This window comes from Cronbergia sp. UHCC 0137, assembly GCF_034932285.1.
Taxonomy (GTDB): domain Bacteria; phylum Cyanobacteriota; class Cyanobacteriia; order Cyanobacteriales; family Nostocaceae; genus Cronbergia.
In genome coordinates, this window is sequence record NZ_JAYGHC010000014.1 from 26,386 (window position 1) to 44,234 (window position 17,849).

A 17,849-nucleotide genomic window follows, 5' to 3' on the forward strand; every position below is an offset into this window, starting at 1 on the left:
ACACCAATGGCAACCTACAAACGACAACGTTACCTATTTATGACCCTTGATCCTGTGCATATCGGCACTGGAGGCTATCGTTTAGGAAGAGTAGACAACAGCATTGTCCGCGAACCAGGTACTAAAATTCCCAAAATCCCCGGTACAAGTTTACATGGTGCAGCACGATCTTATGCAGCCCAATTGTATGGAACTCCAGGCGCAGCAGGACAAAGCCATGATAAAATTGACAACCCCGATCAAAACCCAGTTTGCTACACCTTTGGCTATGTCCAGAAATCCAAGGATGAAAAAAGTGATGATTCTTCAAGTACATCAACTTCTAAGCCGATTCCCAAGGGATCTCAAGATAAAAATAATGACCAAGGTAAGGCTTTTTCTGGTGTAGTCAATATTTTTGATGCCCATATTTTGCTGTTTCCCGTGCATTCGATGGTTGGTCCCGTCTGGGTGACTACCGTGGAACGTTTAAATGATGCAGAATTTAAGATAGATAAGTCACTAGAAACTTGGAACAATAATGAGTGTATTAACCAAGTTGTAATATGGAATAAATCGAATAGTCAATCTGAAAAAAATCTAAATTTAGGCTGGTTAATGGTTAATATTGTTGATACCGTGACGATAAATTCTCCTGAAGATTCTAAATGGGAAGAAGATAAACGCTATAAAGCCATTAACAGAATTGTTATTGTCAAAGATGCTCTTTTTACCCAAGTAGTAAACAGCAATTTAGAAGTACGAACATCAGTAGCAATTGACCCTGAAACAGGTGCAGCCAATGAAGGAGCATTATTCACTTACGAAGCCATTCCTCGCGCCACCTTTCTCACAGCAGAAGTTGTTCTAGATGATTATGGTGCTGGTAAAGAGAAAAATAATGACGACAAAGAAAAACAAAATAGTAATTCTAGAAAACGCGATTATCCCTTTCCTAAAAATAAAAAATTTGATAGTGAAGAAGATATACCCGGAGGCACTTGGAATTGTCCTTTATGCGTAGTAAAAGCAGGTTTTAGGATGATTGAATGGCTAGGTGTTGGTGGGATGGGAACACGCGGTTTTGGACGCATGGCAATGATCGGCGATCCAATTAATGTGGAGTTACAAACCCTTTTTAATCAGGAGAAAAATTATGAATAATGCAGAAAATAATCTTGATTGGATTGCAGCTAAACACGCGCAGGCTGTAATTAAAGACTCTCAACATAAGGACTCAAAGGCTGTAGAAAATACAGTTACTAAGGCTCTAGGTGTTTTACAAGAAGATGGAGTTTATGCCTGTTTTCTATATTTATTAGCTAAAGAGCAGCCTTCTAAAGAAGATAAAAAGAAAAATATAAAGTCTACTGGAGAAGTTCTAGTAAACTATATGCTGGAATTATTGGATAACTTAAAGATTGATTGGGATAAGCCAAAAAGTTATCAGCCGGAAGATATACTTTCATTCATTGTCAGTAACGAAAAAATTACTTTAGAACGATTATTACTAACAAAAGAAATCTTAGAGCAAATGTTGATTTATGCTCGTTACGGTGCAAAAGCACGTCAAGAAGACAAGGAGGAAACTTCGTGACTTGGAAAGCCTACAAAGTTGTGTTTAAGCTCAAATCTCCCCTACATATTGGCTGCGGTACAGTGGGTAATTTGCAAAGGACTCGTTCTTATGTGACTGGAAAAGTTCTTTGGGGTGCATTGACAATGCGATTAACCCGTAATTTTTATCAACAAGAAAATAAACCTGCAATTGATTCAGAACAGTATAAGATTTTTGGAGATAAAGTTAATAAACAATTAGCGTTTACTTACTTTTATCCAGCAATAGAAAAAAAAGAAAAAGGAACTTATGACATTAAGTGGCCTTGGGGAAATATAAAAGAAAATATAAATGAAAATGAAAGTTTATTTCGTCGCCGATTTTTGAGTAGTTATGCCAGCACAGCTTTAGTATATCCTCAACAAGCAGCAGAAGAAGGATTATTGCACGAAGTCGAGTTCATTTCACCGCGCACCTTGGATCATGGAAAACAGGTTTTTTTAGTCGGTTATGTATTTGAGAAAGAAGGGTGTGATCTGAAGTGGAAATGTGCCTGTAAGCGGCTACAAATAGGTGGAGAACGGGGCTATGGTTGGGGTGATTTACAATATGTCCCAGACCCAACAAAAACAGAATCTAACAAATTATTTAATATTTGTGATTGGAAATCTGAAGAATCTAACAAATTATTTGATATTTACGATTGGAAATCTGAAAATGGCTCTATCCTAATTCAAACTCTAGAAAATAGTCACCTTTTAGCTCATACAGAAACTACGGATACGGAAAATTTGTCAATTCAAGGAGAAATTGAGCCATTGGTAGGGAGAGAATGGCGATCGCACGAATCAAAAAACCCCTACGCTGGACAGCACATAGAAAAGTTTTGTGATCCTTGCTGGATTCCTGGTAGTCAACTAGGACAATCATCAGCTTTCATAATTAAAGAATTTGGCATCTGGAAATCCAAGACCTATAATGAAAAGGCTTAATAGTTCCAGATTTGTAGGGGTTTAGCATTGCTAAAACCTTACCCACAGAATCAAATGATTAAGCCCCGTTTAGTATATCAACACAGCAACAAAAAAAGCAATTGGAACAAGAATTAGAAAATTTGAAAAAAACTGAATCTGACAAATTAAAAAAACAAAATCATCATTTAACCAAATTAAAAAATCAACAACTAGAAGAGTTAAGATCCAAAGGACATAGTTATTTAGTTTACATGATAGAAACAGTAATTAAGTTCTTAATAACAGGTTTAAATAGCCTGAGAGAGATTGGAAAAAAACTTTTAAATATTAACAGAACATTGGATATTTTCAACACCTAATTATAAGAGGGTGTTTGAAAAGTCGGTCAGTTTGTAAAAAAGCCCTCTCAGTATACGCTATGAATAGATAATAGACAGCACCGAGAGAGCAACATGAGTAAGGCATACCCCAGCAATCTGACCCGTGAACAATATGAATTTCTGAGTGAGATGATTCCAGAATCCAAACCCGGTGGTCGCAAGCGTGAAGTCGATATGTGGGAAGTTTTGAACTTGGGTGGTAGAGCGCGCTTTTGGCTGGTTGTTCGCGTAGCGTCGCTGAAGGCGTTAGGGGTGTCGGCGTTTGGTCAGAGATTATGAATTATTGCCGGAAACATCGGAGACGTTTATTTACCTTGCCATGATCCGGATCATGGTACGGCGACTTGCATAAATTTTGACCCCTCAAAACTTTTCAAACACCCTCTAAGGGGAGCTACACCTCACAAAATGCGATCGCTCAATTAAAAAATATACCAATATCTGCGAGAACTGAATATTCAACTTCGTATAAGATGATCGAATGACCTTCATTTTTATCTGTGATCATCTGTCTCTATCTTCTCGCAATAATTCTGTCAAATCAGAAAATTCACCATATTTTTGCTTTAAGCTTTCCTGAAAAATATGTATGTTTTTAACAAGTTCCGACTGTTCTATTTTGTTATGTTTAGCGAGATTTATTTGATTAATTTTTTCATCAACAATTCTATTAATTAAGGATTTTAAATCCTGTAAAGTCATTTCGGGAATAGACTGGTTTAGCATATTTGATCTACCTCCAGTAGTAATGTCAATTTCTTTTCAGCTAGAATTTAACTAAACTGAGTTTTATTGTAGCATACATTAGTATTAGGAAAAATTTATAAAACGTTTGGTAGCGGATAAGCGTCTATTCCCACAAGATTATGGAGATGGTATTCTTGATCTGCTAATATGAGATCACTAAATAAGGATAATATAGCGATCGCACATACTCTAGCAGAAATTGCCAAAACCGGCACAACTACCATTATCGGTGGTATTGCAGATGAAGCATAATTGAAAAAGGTGGAGGATGGAATTTTAGGCTTTATCCTTCATTATCGGCAATTAACTAAATTAAGGAAAATAATATGCAAGTAGAAACTCGTAAGCATACTTATACACCTGAAGAATATTTAGAGTTAGAAGAAAAAGCACTTTATAAAAGCGAATATCGGGATGGAGAAATAATTCCTATGACTGGTGGAAGTACAAATCATAATCAAATTGCGCTGAACTATGCAGCGTCTTTATTATATGCTATTAGAAAAAACAAAATCGTGTTTTTATTGGAGATGTACGTTTATGGATTCCTGAATATCGAGAATATACTTATCCTGACGTGATTGTAACTGATAACAAGCCTCTTTATACAGGTAAAAACAATACTACTATTACTAATCCTTTGTTAATTGTTGAGGTTTTATCTAAATCTACGAAAAATTATGATCAAGGTGATAAATTTAATTTTTATCGTTCGATTCCCCAATTTAAAGAATATGTTTTAGTAGAACAAAATCAATATCAAGTAATGCACTATAGCAAAACCAATGAGGGAGAATGGATTTTTAGGGAGTATAAATCTGAAGATGATATTGTAAAGTTACAGCATCTGGATTTTGAAATTAGTTTAGTTGACATTTATCAAGATGTTAATTTTGAGGACAAAGAATAATATTAAATTCGGATAATTACTTACGATATAAAAGGTCAAATCATGGAAACCCAAGAATTAAAAGCCTTGATTCAGGAGATAGTTCAAGAAGTATTACAACAAGAAAAACTAACGCTTTATCATATCTTGTTACCATATATAAATAATACAGAAAATCAAGAATGGAATCAATTTTCTCTTGAACAAGCTATGAGAGGTTTAGAAAATGATCATCTTCCCGAATATACAGAAGCGGATATCATAGAAAAATGGCAATAGTTGGTCAAATTGTTTTATTCAAATTTCCGCAAACAGACCTAACAATTGGAAAATTATGCCCAGCACTTCTAATTAAGCGATTAAGTAACGGTTATGATGATTGGCTGGTTTGTATGATTTCCACTAAAACAGGGCAAGAATTGACTGGACTTGATGAAATTATTACACCCAATGATCAGGATTTTAAACAAACAGGCTTAAAGTCAGAAAGCGTTTTTAGAGTTTCACGGTTAGCAGTTGTATCTGAAAAGATATTATTGGGAAAAATTGGTGAAGTTTCCACAGAAAGATTAGAGCGAATTAAAATAAATCTGGCAAACTGGATTTTAAGTAATTGACTTTAGGTAGTATTTATTATGTTACATAATAACTTATAAATAAGATTGGTAAGCAGCTATTTTTGCATCTAATTCACGGCGATTTGCAGCCATATCTTCTACAAATTCATCAAAAAGTGGGTCGTCTTTGAAAATACCATCAAACCGAACAAAAGGATTAGATTTTTCAATATCTTCTGGCAAAATGTGTATGTTTTGAACAATCTCCGTTTGTTCTATTTTGTGATCTTGATCAAGATTAATCTGATTAATTTTTTCATCAACAATTCTATTAATCAAGGATTCTAAATCCTGTAAAGTCAGTTCGGTAATAGACTGATTATTTAGCATTTATGATTTACCTCCAGTGGTAATATCAGGTTTGTTTTAACTACAATTTATATAATATCAAAATTGTCTGTTAACTAAACTAGTTTGATTCTAGCATACTTGCTTACTGGGGAAAAAATCAGTCAATTGTCGATTTAAGTATATTTCGTGTATATTAGTAGATATTTAATCATAAACGTATCTACTACTACACAACCATGAATCAGATATGTTGTCTCAACCCGGAATGTAATAATCCCTCAGTTCCCGAACAAACTCAATTATGTCCTAACTGCAACGTTCCTATAGTCACATTGAAAAACCGCTATCGTCCGATTAAATCATTAGGTAGTGGGGGATTTGGCAAAACCTATTTAGCGGAAGACATTGACAAACTTGACACCCAGTGCGTAATTAAACAATTTGCACCGCAGATTACCGGTACAAACGCCTTCCAAAAAGCCAAGGAATTATTTTTACAAGAAGCACAGCAACTAGAAAAACTCGGTGAACATTCACAAATTCCCACTCTGTTAGCTTATTTTGAAGAAAATAGCCGTCTGTATTTAGTACAACAATTCATTGACGGTGAAAATTTATTAGAAGAATTAGAAAAACAGGGAATATTCTCAGAATCAAAAATCCGCGCCTTATTACAAGATTTATTAACAACCTTGAATGTAGTTCACGAGTATGACGTAATTCATCGAGATATTAAACCAGAAAATATTATGCGTCGTCGTAGTGATGGCAAATTAATATTAATTGATTTTGGGGCATCAAAACAACTCCAGGGAACAGTTACAACAGGAACATTAATTGGTACTTTTGGTTATGCACCTTTAGAACAAATGCGGGATGGGAAAGTATATCCTGCCAGTGATTTATATAGTTTGGGTGCGACTTGTTTTCATTTACTAACAGGAGTTCATCCTGGGGAACTTTACCAAGAATATGGCTATGAATGGGTGAAAACTTGGCGTGTTCACTTACAAAAACCTGTTAACCGAGACTTGGACACAGTTTTAGATAAATTATTACAAAAATATTATCAAGACCGTTATCAATCTGCTGAAGACGTTTTAAAAGATTTAAAAAATTCAAAATTAACAACTAAAACGACTTATCAAGCTTCACAAAAATCTTCTCAAATACCATCTCAGCAACAAAAGTCACCGTTACAAACATCACCTATTCAAGTTAAATCAAAGCAAAATTCAATTATTCCAAAGCGGCGTATTTCTCAGCCAAATAACTCACTTGGGATAATCATGTGGAGTTCCATAGGAGTTTTCGTGCTGGGAATAGTTCTTTTAGGAACTCAATCGGCTTATATTCCAACTATTTGTAAATCACTGGATAACTGTGCTAGTGATGAGGAATTTAGTTCTAAATACAAACAAGTAAAAGATATAACTATTACTGCTCAAAAGTTGTTTGAAAGTGCCAAGAATGTGGAAGAATTACGAGCATCTCAACAACAGTTAGAAGATGCGATCGCTCAATTAAAAACTATACCAACATCTGCTAAGATATACAATACTGCCCAAAAGGAACTTTCAGATTATCAAAGTCAATTAACCAAGATACAACGTCGTTTAGATAAAGAAAATCAAGCGATTGACTCCATTAACGAAGCCAAACAACAAACTCAAGATGCAGAGGAACAGATGGGAAAGGCGCGAACGGTTAGTGAATATGAAGCGGTTAAGGAGAAATGGGATAAGGCACTGGCGATTTTAAATGATATCCCTTCTGATGTTTTTATTTCAGTTACTAATCTGAAAAACAGTTATGAGTCAAAAAAGAAAGAAGTAGTTGCTATAATTGGGGATTTGAACAAGCCAACACCATCACCTGAACCAACACCTACATCAACTCCTACACCTGATCCCACTCCAACACCAACTCCTACTTCTGAACCTACTCCAACTTTATCAGATACAAAATGGGACTATAGTGTTTTTAATTCTAGAGAAACTGAGAGCGATCGAGAAATACAATATATTTTGAAATCAGGAGCTAGATATGATGATTCTAATAAACAGGTAGAGTGGATAGTTGATAAAAAAATTAACTGTTTTAGAACAATTTGCTTCAAAGCTGAATTTTTAAAACCAGTATTTACTGCTGTATTTAAAGATAGGGATGCTGTACTTATTGGGACTCAAGTTCTTTTTGAAGACGGAGAGGATTATCCAAAGCGATATATATTAACAATTCCTGATTCAGTGTGGTCAAGATGGTCAGAGGTTAGTCAAGTTATTATTGAAAAACAGTGAGTTAGTAGGGTGTGTCAGTAAATATAAAAATAGTCTCATGTCTCTTGATACAAGTAAATATTTCCATCCTCCAGGAATTGCAGAACTTTGTGTGAGCGATCCTCCACTGTCTAAAGCCATTGGCTTCCGTGCCGTTCGTCATTCTCTTGTGAAATTCCTAAAACGGAATCCAATCTAATTTATCAATCCATTCTTCACTGTCGGTAGTTTCCCAAAGCAGAAAAATTGCTTCTGCCCAACTCCCTAAAGTTGTACCTGGACGTAACCACATAACCCCCCAGATGTGTCCACCTTCTCCCCAATGCGACTCTAAATGTCCAGGCATACTTTTACGGTTATCTGTCACCAATAACCGTTCAGATACTTCCAGATAACGCAGCAGTTCTGGATCTAGTGTTCCTAGTGGGGGAGCATCTGAATCACCCACACGAACTATATCTATTGCTGGGTTAAGACGCAAAACAGCAAACTTTAGCTTTGGTGACAAATTTTCATCAAGCAAGAAACGGATTTTCATACAAGATTCAACCGCTCCTGTTCTCGTTGCGCTTTAATTACTCTCAAACGCTGTATCATTGGAGAGGGATTAGCAGCAGCCTCTTGATAACGCTGTTCCCTCCACCTAGCCAACCGCAACATATAAGCATCTATTTCCCCACGATTATGGAGATAGTAGGTAATAGTAGCGTGAATCTTTTCTAAATCTAGCGATGGCAAATCTTCCAGAATTTGCTCCGGTGTAAACCCTTGTAGATAATAATTAATCACATCATCAATACCTATGCGATGCCCCTTAATGCGGATATCGTCTGAATCTAAAAATTCAAAATAATCTTCTAGCTGCATATTTTTACCTTTATACAGTCCTTTGATTTTATCTTACTTGACAAAGGCTTATTCGTGGGAGCTTAATTTCTGAATTTTATGTGTTGTGATTGTGCTTGCTGCGGATACAGAAGCGAACTGATAAGTCAGCGATCGCACATACTCTAGCAGAAATTGCCAAAACCGGCACAACTACCATTATCGGTGGTATTGCAGATGAAGCATAATTGAAAAAGGTGGAGGATGGAATTTTAGGCTTTATCCTTCATTATCGGCAATTAACTAAATTAAGGAAAATAATATGCAAGTAGAAACTCGTAAGCATACTTATACACCTGAAGAATATTTAGAGTTAGAAGAAAAAGCACTTTATAAAAGCGAATATCGGGATGGAGAAATAATTCCTATGACTGGGGGAACTGGTAATCATAATAAAATCACACTAGCGATCGCAGCAATGTTACTATATGCACTCAGACGCAAAAAATATGAAGTTTTTATGGGAGATATGCGTTTATGGATTCCTGAATATCGAGAATATACCTATCCTGATGTGATCGTAACTGATAACAAGCCTCTTTATACAGGTAAAAATAACACTACTATTACTAATCCTTTGTTAATTATTGAGGTGTTGTCTAAATCTACGAAAAATTATGACCAAGGTGATAAATTTAATTTTTATCGTTCCATTCCTCATTTTAAAGAATATGTTTTAGTGGAACAAAATCAATATTTGGTAATGCACTACAGCAAAACTAATGAGGTAGAATGGATTTTTCGGGAGTATAAATCTGAAGATGATATTGTAAAGTTACAGCATTTGGATTTTGAAATTAGTTTAGTTGACATTTATCAAGATGTTAATTTTGAAGAAAAAGAATAATATCAAATTCGGATAATTACTAGGACTTACGCACTGTACAAATAGACCGTCATGTGTTTGAACGAAATTAGGTTGTTTCAGGCTTTGGAGGATGAAATTCAGATCAATAGCGATCGCTCAAAAATTGTCAAAAACCAAGGTTTAAATCCCTGAAACCCATACCCCCTATTTATTCGTTCCTGTCAATGATCGTTTGTACAAAAGTTATGTGTTTACTGCGATCGTTGGAAGGAGAGCGAAAAATTTCGGGGGAGATAGGGTAGTGTGTTAATTCTGAATCCCTTATCCCATAGGTCTTAATGCACAAAATGTATCCCATATTTTTATGATAAAGTGCCTAAAATATATGCTTTTGATGTAAACTACGGTAACATAAACAATTTCCGAGGAAATCGCTCCAAAACACACAAAGTTAACACACTAGAGATACGGTCAGATAATTTGCAACAATAAGGTATTGATACAAGTAATTGGATAAAATTAAATTCACTCGTTGAGAGAGGGAACAGCGGTATGGCTAACGCCACGCTTCGCGGTAAGAGTCAGCTATGCCGTTAGGCTTTACAGCTACGCTCACCGACCGGGAAGAGACAAATCAGTTGTGTAATTAATTCTGTCTTATTACTTAAAAACCTACTTTCTTAGGAGAAATACTTTTAGATCATAAATTATTTTCAACCTAAATATTGAACAATAACTCAAAATTTATGGAAACACTCAACAGTATATTTGATAGTCTTTTGTACCCATTTAAAGTACCTTTTTTGGCATCATCTCAAATTTATTGGTTATATGTACTTTCAACTATTGTATTAGCGACCATATTATATATACTTGGATTAACAAATCGAGACAAAGAGAAAAATTTACTAGAATATCTTTTACCCAAAGAAATTTATTTACATCCTGCCTCTATTACTCTATACAAATACTTTTTTTTAATTTCTTTTTTCCAGATATTGTTAGTAGTACCGACCATAGTATTCTTAGAAAAATTTGCCAATATAGCCAACCAAATTTTGATACAGATTACAGGTACTAATGCACCTCTTATCATCACAAGCCACCAATTAGAACAGAAGATAATATTCAGTATTTTTGTAGCATTATTAGGTGACTTTGCTAATTTTTTATATCATTATCTAGCCCATAAAGTTCCTGTGTTGTGGGAATTTCATAAAGTACATCATTCAGCCGAAGTTATTACACCATTGACTGTATATCGGATTCACCCAATTGAGATGTTGTTAGGTAATGCAACAATAGCTATCATCACCAGTTTGGGAACGGGAATATGGATGTATTTCTTTGGAACTGAGATGAAAGAGATATTAATTTATGGAGTCAGCTTTGAGATTTTTATCTTTTATTTAGCTGGCTATAATTTACGTCATTCTCACATCTGGTTGGCTTATCCTCAGTGGATTAGTCATATTTTCATTAGTCCCGCGCAACACCAAATACATCATAGTGTAGACCCCAAACATTATGATAAGAATTTTGGTTATATTTTTGGATTTTGGGATTGGATATTTGGTAGTTTATATGTGCCTAGCAATTATGAAAAACTAAATTTTGGTTTACTCATATCTGATGGAGAATCAAATTTTTTAAATAGTGTTTCCAATCTCTTGTTACATCCATTTAGAGCAATTTGGCAGCGAATCAGCAAAAACTTAGTTTGATTAAATTGCCCCTCGAAATCAATTTGATTTTGGCTCTACCGTTCCCTTTTTGTAAAAGAACATTTATAGTAGGTTGAGTTGAACAAAGTGAAACCCAACATTGACAGGGGAACGGTAGAACCTTTGAGTTTTTCAACAAAACAAATGGTTATTGTCATCAATTAAGAGGAGTTAACATGAGTCGAACAATATTAGATTCAAACTATCAGTCTGCTGGATTTTTGCATGATGTAGATATAAAAAGGGAAAGTGCGGCTGCTCAAAACAAGTGTGTTCATCAGATGTTTGTAGAACAGGCGGAAAAAACACCTGATGCAGTAGCAATATTATTTGAAAACCAGCAATTGACCTACCGCGAGTTAAACACAAAAGCTAATCAACTAGCACATTATTTGCAAGTAATGGGGGTAGGTTCAGAAGTATTAGTCGGTTTATGTGTAGAGCGTTCTATTGAAGTAGTTATAGGAATCCTTGGTATTCTCAAAGCAGGTGGTGCTTATGTTCCTTTAGATCCTGCTTATCCTCAAGAACGACTAACATTTATGTTAGAAGATACAAACTTAAAAATAGTTTTAACTAAAACACAATGGCTAGAGATACTACCTATTATTCCCGCTTCAGTGATTTGTTTAGATGCAGACTGGCAGAAAATTGGGAAACAAAGTCAAGAAAATCTAGTATGTGATGTAACATCAGACAATCTCGCTTACTTAATATATACCTCTGGTTCTACTGGCAAGCCAAAAGGAGTACAGATGCCTCATGCTAGTGTTTGTAATTATCTTGAGGCGATCGCTAAAATAATCCCAGTTAATCACAAAGATATTTATCTACACACAGCATCTTTCTCATTTACTGCTTCAGTCAGACAATTATTCTTGCCTTTATCCCAAGGTGCTACAAGTGTCCTGGCCACCCGCGAACAAACCAGAACTCCCCTGAGTCTATTTGAATTAATCCAAAACCAGGGGGTAACAATCTCTGATGGTGTACCTTCGGTGTGGCGTTATGGACTAATGGCTTTAGAAAGTTTAGATCCAAAATACACAAAATCAATTAGTGAATCCAAATTAAGATTAATAATTTTTGGTGGTGAATTACTACCCTATCAACTAATTAAAAAGTTACGTCATCTCTTTAAAAATACACCCTGCTTTTTTAATATTCTCGGTCAAACAGAAAGTATTGGCAATGGCTTTTATCTCATTCCAGAAGACTGCAATATTCAAGAAGGATATGTACCAGTTGGTCATCCTCTCCAAAACATTCAGCAGGGTTATGTACTCAATTCCCAACTTGAAACAGTAAAAATTGGTGAGACTGGAGAATTACATATTGCAGGTTCTACCTTAGCTCGTGGTTATTTAAACCGAACTCAAGCAAATGCCGAAAAATTTATTGATAATCCTTTTAATCCACAACAAAAACTTTTCAAAACCGGTGATGTAGCTCGTTACTCCCAGGATGGTAATTTAGAAATTCTTGGTCGCATCGACTTTCAGGTAAATATTCGCGGAATGCGAGTTGAACTAGAAGAAATCGAAGCTGTATTAAAACTTCATTTATCTGTGCGGGAAGCAATAGTCACCCTGAGAGAAGATATCCCAGAAGATCAGCGCCTTGTAGCCTATATTGTCCCTAACAATCAAACCTTGGATTGGGTAGAAATCCGCAGTTTTCTAGAGCAGAAACTACCAGATTATATGATTCCTAATGCCTTTGTGCTGATGGAAAAACTGCCAGTATTACCCAATGGCAAATTAGACCGAAATAATTTACCAGCACCAAATATCTCTGCTGATATTCGCAACTTTGTTGCACCACATAACCCACAAGAAGAACTGATAGCTAATATTTGGGCGGAAGTTTTAAAATTAGAAAAAGTAGGGATTCATGACAACTTTTTAGAATTGGGTGGACATTCCCTACTTGCCAGTTTAGTTATCTCTAGACTGCGTGAAAATCTATCTGTAGAATTATCAGTTAGTGCCTTATTTGAATTTCCTACTGTAGCTAGTTTAAGCGAAAAAATTACAACTTTACAAAATCAAAGTCAGCAAACAAAATCCCTGCCAGTTTTACAACCTGTTTCCCGTTCTGGGAAATTATCTTTATCTTTAATTCAGCAGCGATTTTGGTTACTCGACCAGATGGAAGGAGCAAATGCTGATTATAATATTGCTAGGGCATTGCGTTTAGTTGGTCAGCTAAATTTAACAGCCATCGAACAATCTATAAAATCAATTATTCAACGTCATGAAACCCTGCGTACTTCTTTTGGGATGGTAGATGGAAAACCAGTACAATTTATTGCAGAAATTGTACCCTTCACTTTACCTATAGTAGATTTACAAGCATTACCAGAAGTTGAAAAACAGACTGAATTACAAAGATTAATTACCAGAGAATATACACAAACTTTTGATTTAAGTAAAGCACCTCTATTGAGGGTTAAACTGATTCGCTTAGAGTTAGATTCCCATGTTTTGTTAGTGACAATGCACCATATTATTTCTGATGCTTGGTCTGTGGGAATTTTTCTGAGAGAATTATCTAGTTTATACATAAATTCACCCTTACCAGATTTGCCAATTCAATATGTAGATTATGCTTACTGGCAACGTCAATGGCTGCAAAATGATATTATTAATACTCAGTTAAACTATTGGCAACAACAATTAGCAGATGCCCCACCTGTCATAGAATTACCAACAGATTATCCCCGTTGTGCTATGCAGACATTTCGGGGTAGTATCGAAAGGTTTAAGTTGGGTGATGACCTAACTAACAAACTAAAAACCCTAAGTCAGAAGTCAGGTACTTCCCTATTTATGACTCTCCAAGCGGCTTTTGCGACGTTGCTTTATCGCTACACTGGTCAGGAAGATATTGTGATTGGCTCTCCCATTACTAACCGCAACCGTCCAGCCCTTGAGTCATTAATTGGTTTTTTTGTTAACACCCTGGTGTTACGGACTCGCTTAGAAAACAACCCCACATTTAAAGAACTTCTAACTCAGGTGCGACAGGTTTCTCTTGATGCTTATGCTCATCCAGATGTACCTTTTGATCGATTAGTTGAAGTTCTCCAACCACAACGTCACACAAGCCATAGTCCCCTATTCCAGGTGATGTTTGTATTGCAAAATTCACCAATAGAAAAACTGGATCTGGCAGGTTTGAATGTAACGCAGATCGAATTAGATAGACCGACAGCAGGAGCAACTTTTGATTTAACTTTGTCCATACAAGAAATAGACGCAGAACTGAGGGGGGCATTTGAATATAATGCCAATTTGTTTGATAATGATACTATTGCTCGGATGGTCGAGCATTTTCAAATCTTGGTAGAGGCTATTGTTACTAATCCAAATGAGCGAGTAGGACAAATACCATTACTCACCGCAGCAGAACAACATCGTTTACTGGTGGAATGGAATAACACACAAACTAATTATCCACAAGATAGGTGCATTCATGAATTGGTAACAGAACAAGCAGAAAAAACACCTGATGCAGTGGCATTAGTATTTGAAGATTGCCAGTTAACCTACCAACAATTAAATCAAAAAGCTAACCAAATAGCCCATTATCTGCAATCTCTGGGTGTAGATAAAGAAATATTAGTGGGTATTTATTTAGAACGTTCATTTGAAATGATAGTGGGTATTTTAGGCATTTTAAAAGCTGGCGGTGCTTATGTCCCACTCGATCCTAACTATCCTCCAGAACGCCTCAATTATATGGTGGAAGATTCGCAAATGTCAGTTATTTTGACTCATTCTTTATTACTACCACATTTATCATCAACTTTAGAGTCAACACCAACTAAAATTATTTGTTGGGATAAAGATTTAGAAATAATTGCTAATCAAAGTTTGGATGAGACGATTAATAATGTACAACCTAGAAATTTAGCTTATGTAATTTATACATCTGGTTCTACTGGCAAGCCAAAAGGGGTGATGATTGAACATTCAGGATTATTAAATTTAGTATTTTGGCACTTAAACAATTTTGCAGTTACATCATCAGATAGAGCGACAAGTTTAGCAGGAACAGCTTTTGATGCGGCTGTCTGGGAATTATGGCCTTATCTAGTAGTGGGAGCAAGTGTACATTTAATTAAATCGGAGTTTCTGCTTTCAGACCAAATTCTCAAACAGCAGTTGATATCAGCAGATATTACAATTACTTTTATTCCCACACCATTGGTAGAAAAATTATTGCTTTTATCCTGGACAGAAAATACAGCTTTACGAATTATGTTAACTGGAGGAGATAAACTTAATCATTATCCATTGGGTACATTACCATTTAAGCTATTTAATAACTATGGTCCTACAGAAAATACTGTAGTTACAACTTCTGGACAAGTTTTACCTGAAGAATCAGAAGGTAAATGTCCACCTATTGGTCGTCCCATAGCTAATACCCAAAGTTTTATACTCGATCGCTATCTGCAACCAGTTCCTATTGGTGTGACTGGAGAACTATATCTTGGTGGTGCAGGTTTAGCTAGAGGGTATTTGAATCGTCCCGACTTAACATTAGAACGATTTATTCCTCATCCTTTTGTAGAAAATGAGCGACTGTATAAAACTGGAGATTTAGCACGCTATTTACCAGATGGAAATATTGAATTTTTAGGACGCATTGACCACCAAGTTAAAATTCGTGGTTTTCGCATTGAACTAGGAGAAATTGAAACACTTCTGAGTCAACGTCCCCAAGTTCAGCAGGTAGTAGTCATTGTTCGAGAAGATGATCCAGGGAATAAATATTTAACAGCCTATGTTGTTAATGAAAATTCGACCCTTACCAGTAGTGAATTGCGTCAGTTTCTCAAACAACAACTGCCTGAATATATGATACCCTCTGCTTTTGTGATGCTCAAAGCTTTACCACTGACTCCTAATGGTAAAGTAAACCGGAGAGCTTTACCAAAGCCAGAAACAACAAATTTAGAACTAGAAGCAGCTTATGTTGCACCTCGTACTTGGCTAGAAAAACAACTAGGAGAAATTTGGTGTACAGTGTTAAATCAAAAGCAGGTAGGCATTTATGATAACTTCTTTGAGTTGGGGGGACATTCTCTCCTATTAACATCTGTCATTTCTCGCATTCAAGAAAGTTTGTCCATAGCAATTCCTCTGCGTTCTCTATTGGTAGCGCCTACTATAGCTGAACTGAGTCAAGTAATCACAGATATTCAATTGGAGATAGAGAAACAGAGTGAAAGCTGTATGACATTTGACACCCTGCCACCTCTTGTCCCTCAAGTACGAAACACTTGTATTCCACTGTCTTTTGCACAAGAATCTATCTGGTATTTACAACAGTTAGCTCCTGAAAGTTGCGCCTACAACAGCTTTGTTATTTTACGTTTTACAGGCTCTCTTTCTGCAAGTGTATTGGAATCTTGTTTCAATGAAATTATTCGTCGTCATGAAATATTACGCACAGCTTTTACTATGGTTGATGGTCAACCTGTACAAATTATTAGCCCATCTCTAACTATACCTTTGGAGATTATAGACTTACAAAACCTACCTAATACAGAAAGAATATCTGAAGCTCAGAGACTCGCAGCATTAGAATATGAGCATCATTTTGATCTAGCTTCAGTTCCTCTGATTAAGACAAAGTTATTGCAACTAAATCAAAAGGAATATTGGTTAACAATAAATATGCACCATATCATCACAGATGGCTGGTCATTAGGGCTTTTGTTGGAGGAGTTACGAATAATCTACACAGCTTTTGCCAATGGTTTACCTTCTCCTTTACCTGAATTACCTGTTCAGTATGCAGATTTTACCCTCTGGCAACGTCAATACTTTAATGAAAAGGCAATAGAAAAGCAGTTGGCTTATTGGCTGGAAAAATTGAGCAATACCTCACAAATATCTGATGATTTTTCTCCCACTCAGCTACAGATGATTAATAGCACCAGTGCATCTGTTTATTCTGTAGTTCTATCTGTCAGTCTTGTGGCATCAATGGAAACTTTCAGCCGTTCTCAAAAAGTTACTCTATTTGTCATCATTCTGACTGCTTTGAAAATACTTTTTTTCCAGTACAGTCGTGAAAAAGATATTTTAGTGATGGCAACAGTTGGTAATCGTAGTGTAGTCGAAACTGAAAAAATGCTCGGTTGCTTTATCAATGACATAATTTTAAGATGTCATATTTCATCTGAGCAAACCGGACTAACTTTTCTAGAACAAGTGCAAGAAACCCTGATAGAAGCAATTAACAATAAAGAAATTCCTGGTCAAACAGTCATTGATACTCTAAAAACCAAACAACCGCTTAATATCTCTGCCTCAGTTACTATGCTACCTCCAGAGAATTGGCAAGATTGGATGTTAGATGTAGGCTTTGTAACGATTGAACGCGATCGCGATCTGTGGGGTGAGGAAGTTCCTTTAGAAATTTTTGTTTCTTCACCTTCTGCAAATAATCCCACCATTAAAATTAAAGTCTTGTACAGCACAGAGTTATTTACAAATGAAACTATCGAGTTTCTGTTTAGCTATTACCAGGAAATTATCGAAAAGCTCGTCCAACATGCAACCTGCCAGATTTCTGAATTTGCAAAGGCTCTAAGTCTTTAAGATTGTCCTAATTATCCTGCTAAATACCATACTTACTGATGTGTAGGAGGAAAATCTGAAACAAATGCTACATTTAACGACCAGGCTTGGCCACAAAT

The 17,849-nt window shown here is 35.8% G+C and carries 15 protein-coding genes and 2 pseudogenes; 13 read left to right on the forward strand and 4 right to left on the reverse strand.

Translation table 11 applies throughout. From position 1 onward, the window contains the following. Positions 1-6: 6 nt before the first annotated feature. The 5 genes and pseudogenes from cmr4 to VB711_RS08950 form a co-directional block, all read left to right on the forward strand. Complete coding sequence (gene cmr4, locus VB711_RS08925) at positions 7-1,143, forward strand: type III-B CRISPR module RAMP protein Cmr4 (protein WP_323285532.1); 1,137 nt, start codon at positions 7-9, stop codon at positions 1,141-1,143. Then, positions 1,136-1,576 carry a hypothetical protein gene (locus VB711_RS08930; RefSeq protein WP_323285533.1) on the forward strand — a complete coding sequence of 147 codons (441 nt, stop codon included), beginning with the start codon at positions 1,136-1,138 and terminating at the stop codon, positions 1,574-1,576. The genes cmr4 and VB711_RS08930 overlap by 8 nt, the downstream gene beginning before the upstream one ends. Further along, entirely contained in the window at positions 1,573-2,529 is a 957-nt protein-coding gene (locus tag VB711_RS08935; protein WP_323285535.1) for an RAMP superfamily CRISPR-associated protein, read from the forward strand. The genes VB711_RS08930 and VB711_RS08935 overlap by 4 nt, the downstream gene beginning before the upstream one ends. 101 nt (positions 2,530-2,630) lie before the next feature. Next, on the forward strand, positions 2,631-2,870 hold the full coding sequence (locus tag VB711_RS08940; protein WP_323285536.1) for a hypothetical protein: 240 nt from the start codon (positions 2,631-2,633) through the stop codon (positions 2,868-2,870). Positions 2,871-3,147: 277 nt separating this feature from the next. Further along, positions 3,148-3,243, forward strand: a pseudogene (locus VB711_RS08950) (IS5/IS1182 family transposase); the annotation flags it as partial. A gap of 152 nt (positions 3,244-3,395) precedes the next feature. Here the strand turns inward: VB711_RS08950 and VB711_RS08955 are convergent. Continuing rightward, the gene (locus tag VB711_RS08955) at positions 3,396-3,617 is read right to left on the reverse strand and encodes a hypothetical protein (RefSeq protein WP_323285538.1); all 222 of its coding nucleotides are present in this window, start codon (positions 3,615-3,617) and stop codon (positions 3,396-3,398) included. A 347-nt stretch (positions 3,618-3,964) separates the two neighbouring features. Between VB711_RS08955 and VB711_RS08960 the strand changes: the two are divergent. The 3 genes and pseudogenes from VB711_RS08960 to VB711_RS08970 all read left to right on the forward strand — a co-directional run bounded on the left by VB711_RS08960 (position 3,965) and on the right by VB711_RS08970 (position 5,144). Beyond that, positions 3,965-4,548, forward strand: a pseudogene (locus tag VB711_RS08960) (Uma2 family endonuclease). A 42-nt stretch (positions 4,549-4,590) separates the two neighbouring features. Beyond that, complete coding sequence (locus VB711_RS08965; protein ID WP_323285539.1) at positions 4,591-4,806, forward strand: hypothetical protein; 216 nt, start codon at positions 4,591-4,593, stop codon at positions 4,804-4,806. Then, positions 4,797-5,144 (forward strand): type II toxin-antitoxin system PemK/MazF family toxin, encoded by a 348-nt coding sequence (locus tag VB711_RS08970; protein WP_323285541.1) that lies wholly within the window; start codon positions 4,797-4,799, stop codon positions 5,142-5,144. The genes VB711_RS08965 and VB711_RS08970 overlap by 10 nt, the downstream gene beginning before the upstream one ends. A 33-nt stretch (positions 5,145-5,177) precedes the next feature. Here the strand turns inward: VB711_RS08970 and VB711_RS08975 are convergent, their stop codons facing one another. Beyond that, positions 5,178-5,474 carry a hypothetical protein gene (locus VB711_RS08975; RefSeq protein ID WP_323285542.1) on the reverse strand — a complete coding sequence of 99 codons (297 nt, stop codon included), beginning with the start codon at positions 5,472-5,474 and terminating at the stop codon, positions 5,178-5,180. 197 nt (positions 5,475-5,671) lie between these two features. Between VB711_RS08975 and VB711_RS08980 the strand changes: the two genes are divergently transcribed. Together VB711_RS08980 and VB711_RS08985 are read left to right on the forward strand one after the other, a co-directional pair. Beyond that, on the forward strand, positions 5,672-7,735 hold the full coding sequence (locus tag VB711_RS08980) for a protein kinase domain-containing protein (RefSeq protein ID WP_323285544.1): 2,064 nt from the start codon (positions 5,672-5,674) through the stop codon (positions 7,733-7,735). A 37-nt stretch (positions 7,736-7,772) separates the two neighbouring features. Next, positions 7,773-7,913, forward strand: a complete 141-nt coding sequence (locus VB711_RS08985) for a hypothetical protein (RefSeq protein WP_323285546.1) — start codon at positions 7,773-7,775, stop codon at positions 7,911-7,913. On the opposite strand, the gene VB711_RS08990 is transcribed toward VB711_RS08985, so the two are convergent. Together VB711_RS08990 and VB711_RS08995 are read right to left on the reverse strand one after the other, a co-directional pair. Next, complete coding sequence (locus VB711_RS08990; RefSeq protein WP_323285548.1) at positions 7,893-8,252, reverse strand: hypothetical protein; 360 nt, start codon at positions 8,250-8,252, stop codon at positions 7,893-7,895. The two genes, VB711_RS08985 and VB711_RS08990, sit on opposite strands and share 21 nt — an antisense overlap. Continuing rightward, positions 8,249-8,581 (reverse strand): DUF433 domain-containing protein, encoded by a 333-nt coding sequence (locus VB711_RS08995; protein WP_323285549.1) that lies wholly within the window; start codon positions 8,579-8,581, stop codon positions 8,249-8,251. The genes VB711_RS08990 and VB711_RS08995 overlap by 4 nt, the downstream gene beginning before the upstream one ends. A 280-nt stretch (positions 8,582-8,861) precedes the next feature. Between VB711_RS08995 and VB711_RS09000 the strand changes: the two genes are divergently transcribed. From VB711_RS09000 to VB711_RS09010, 3 genes are all read left to right on the forward strand, one after another. Next, the gene (locus VB711_RS09000) at positions 8,862-9,446 is read left to right on the forward strand and encodes a Uma2 family endonuclease (RefSeq protein WP_323285550.1); all 585 of its coding nucleotides are present in this window, start codon (positions 8,862-8,864) and stop codon (positions 9,444-9,446) included. A 707-nt stretch (positions 9,447-10,153) separates the two neighbouring features. Further along, complete coding sequence (locus VB711_RS09005; RefSeq protein ID WP_323285551.1) at positions 10,154-11,131, forward strand: sterol desaturase family protein; 978 nt, start codon at positions 10,154-10,156, stop codon at positions 11,129-11,131. 176 nt (positions 11,132-11,307) lie between these two features. Then, positions 11,308-17,751 carry a non-ribosomal peptide synthetase gene (locus VB711_RS09010; protein ID WP_323285552.1) on the forward strand — a complete coding sequence of 2,148 codons (6,444 nt, stop codon included), beginning with the start codon at positions 11,308-11,310 and terminating at the stop codon, positions 17,749-17,751. Positions 17,752-17,849: the final 98 nt, after the last annotated feature.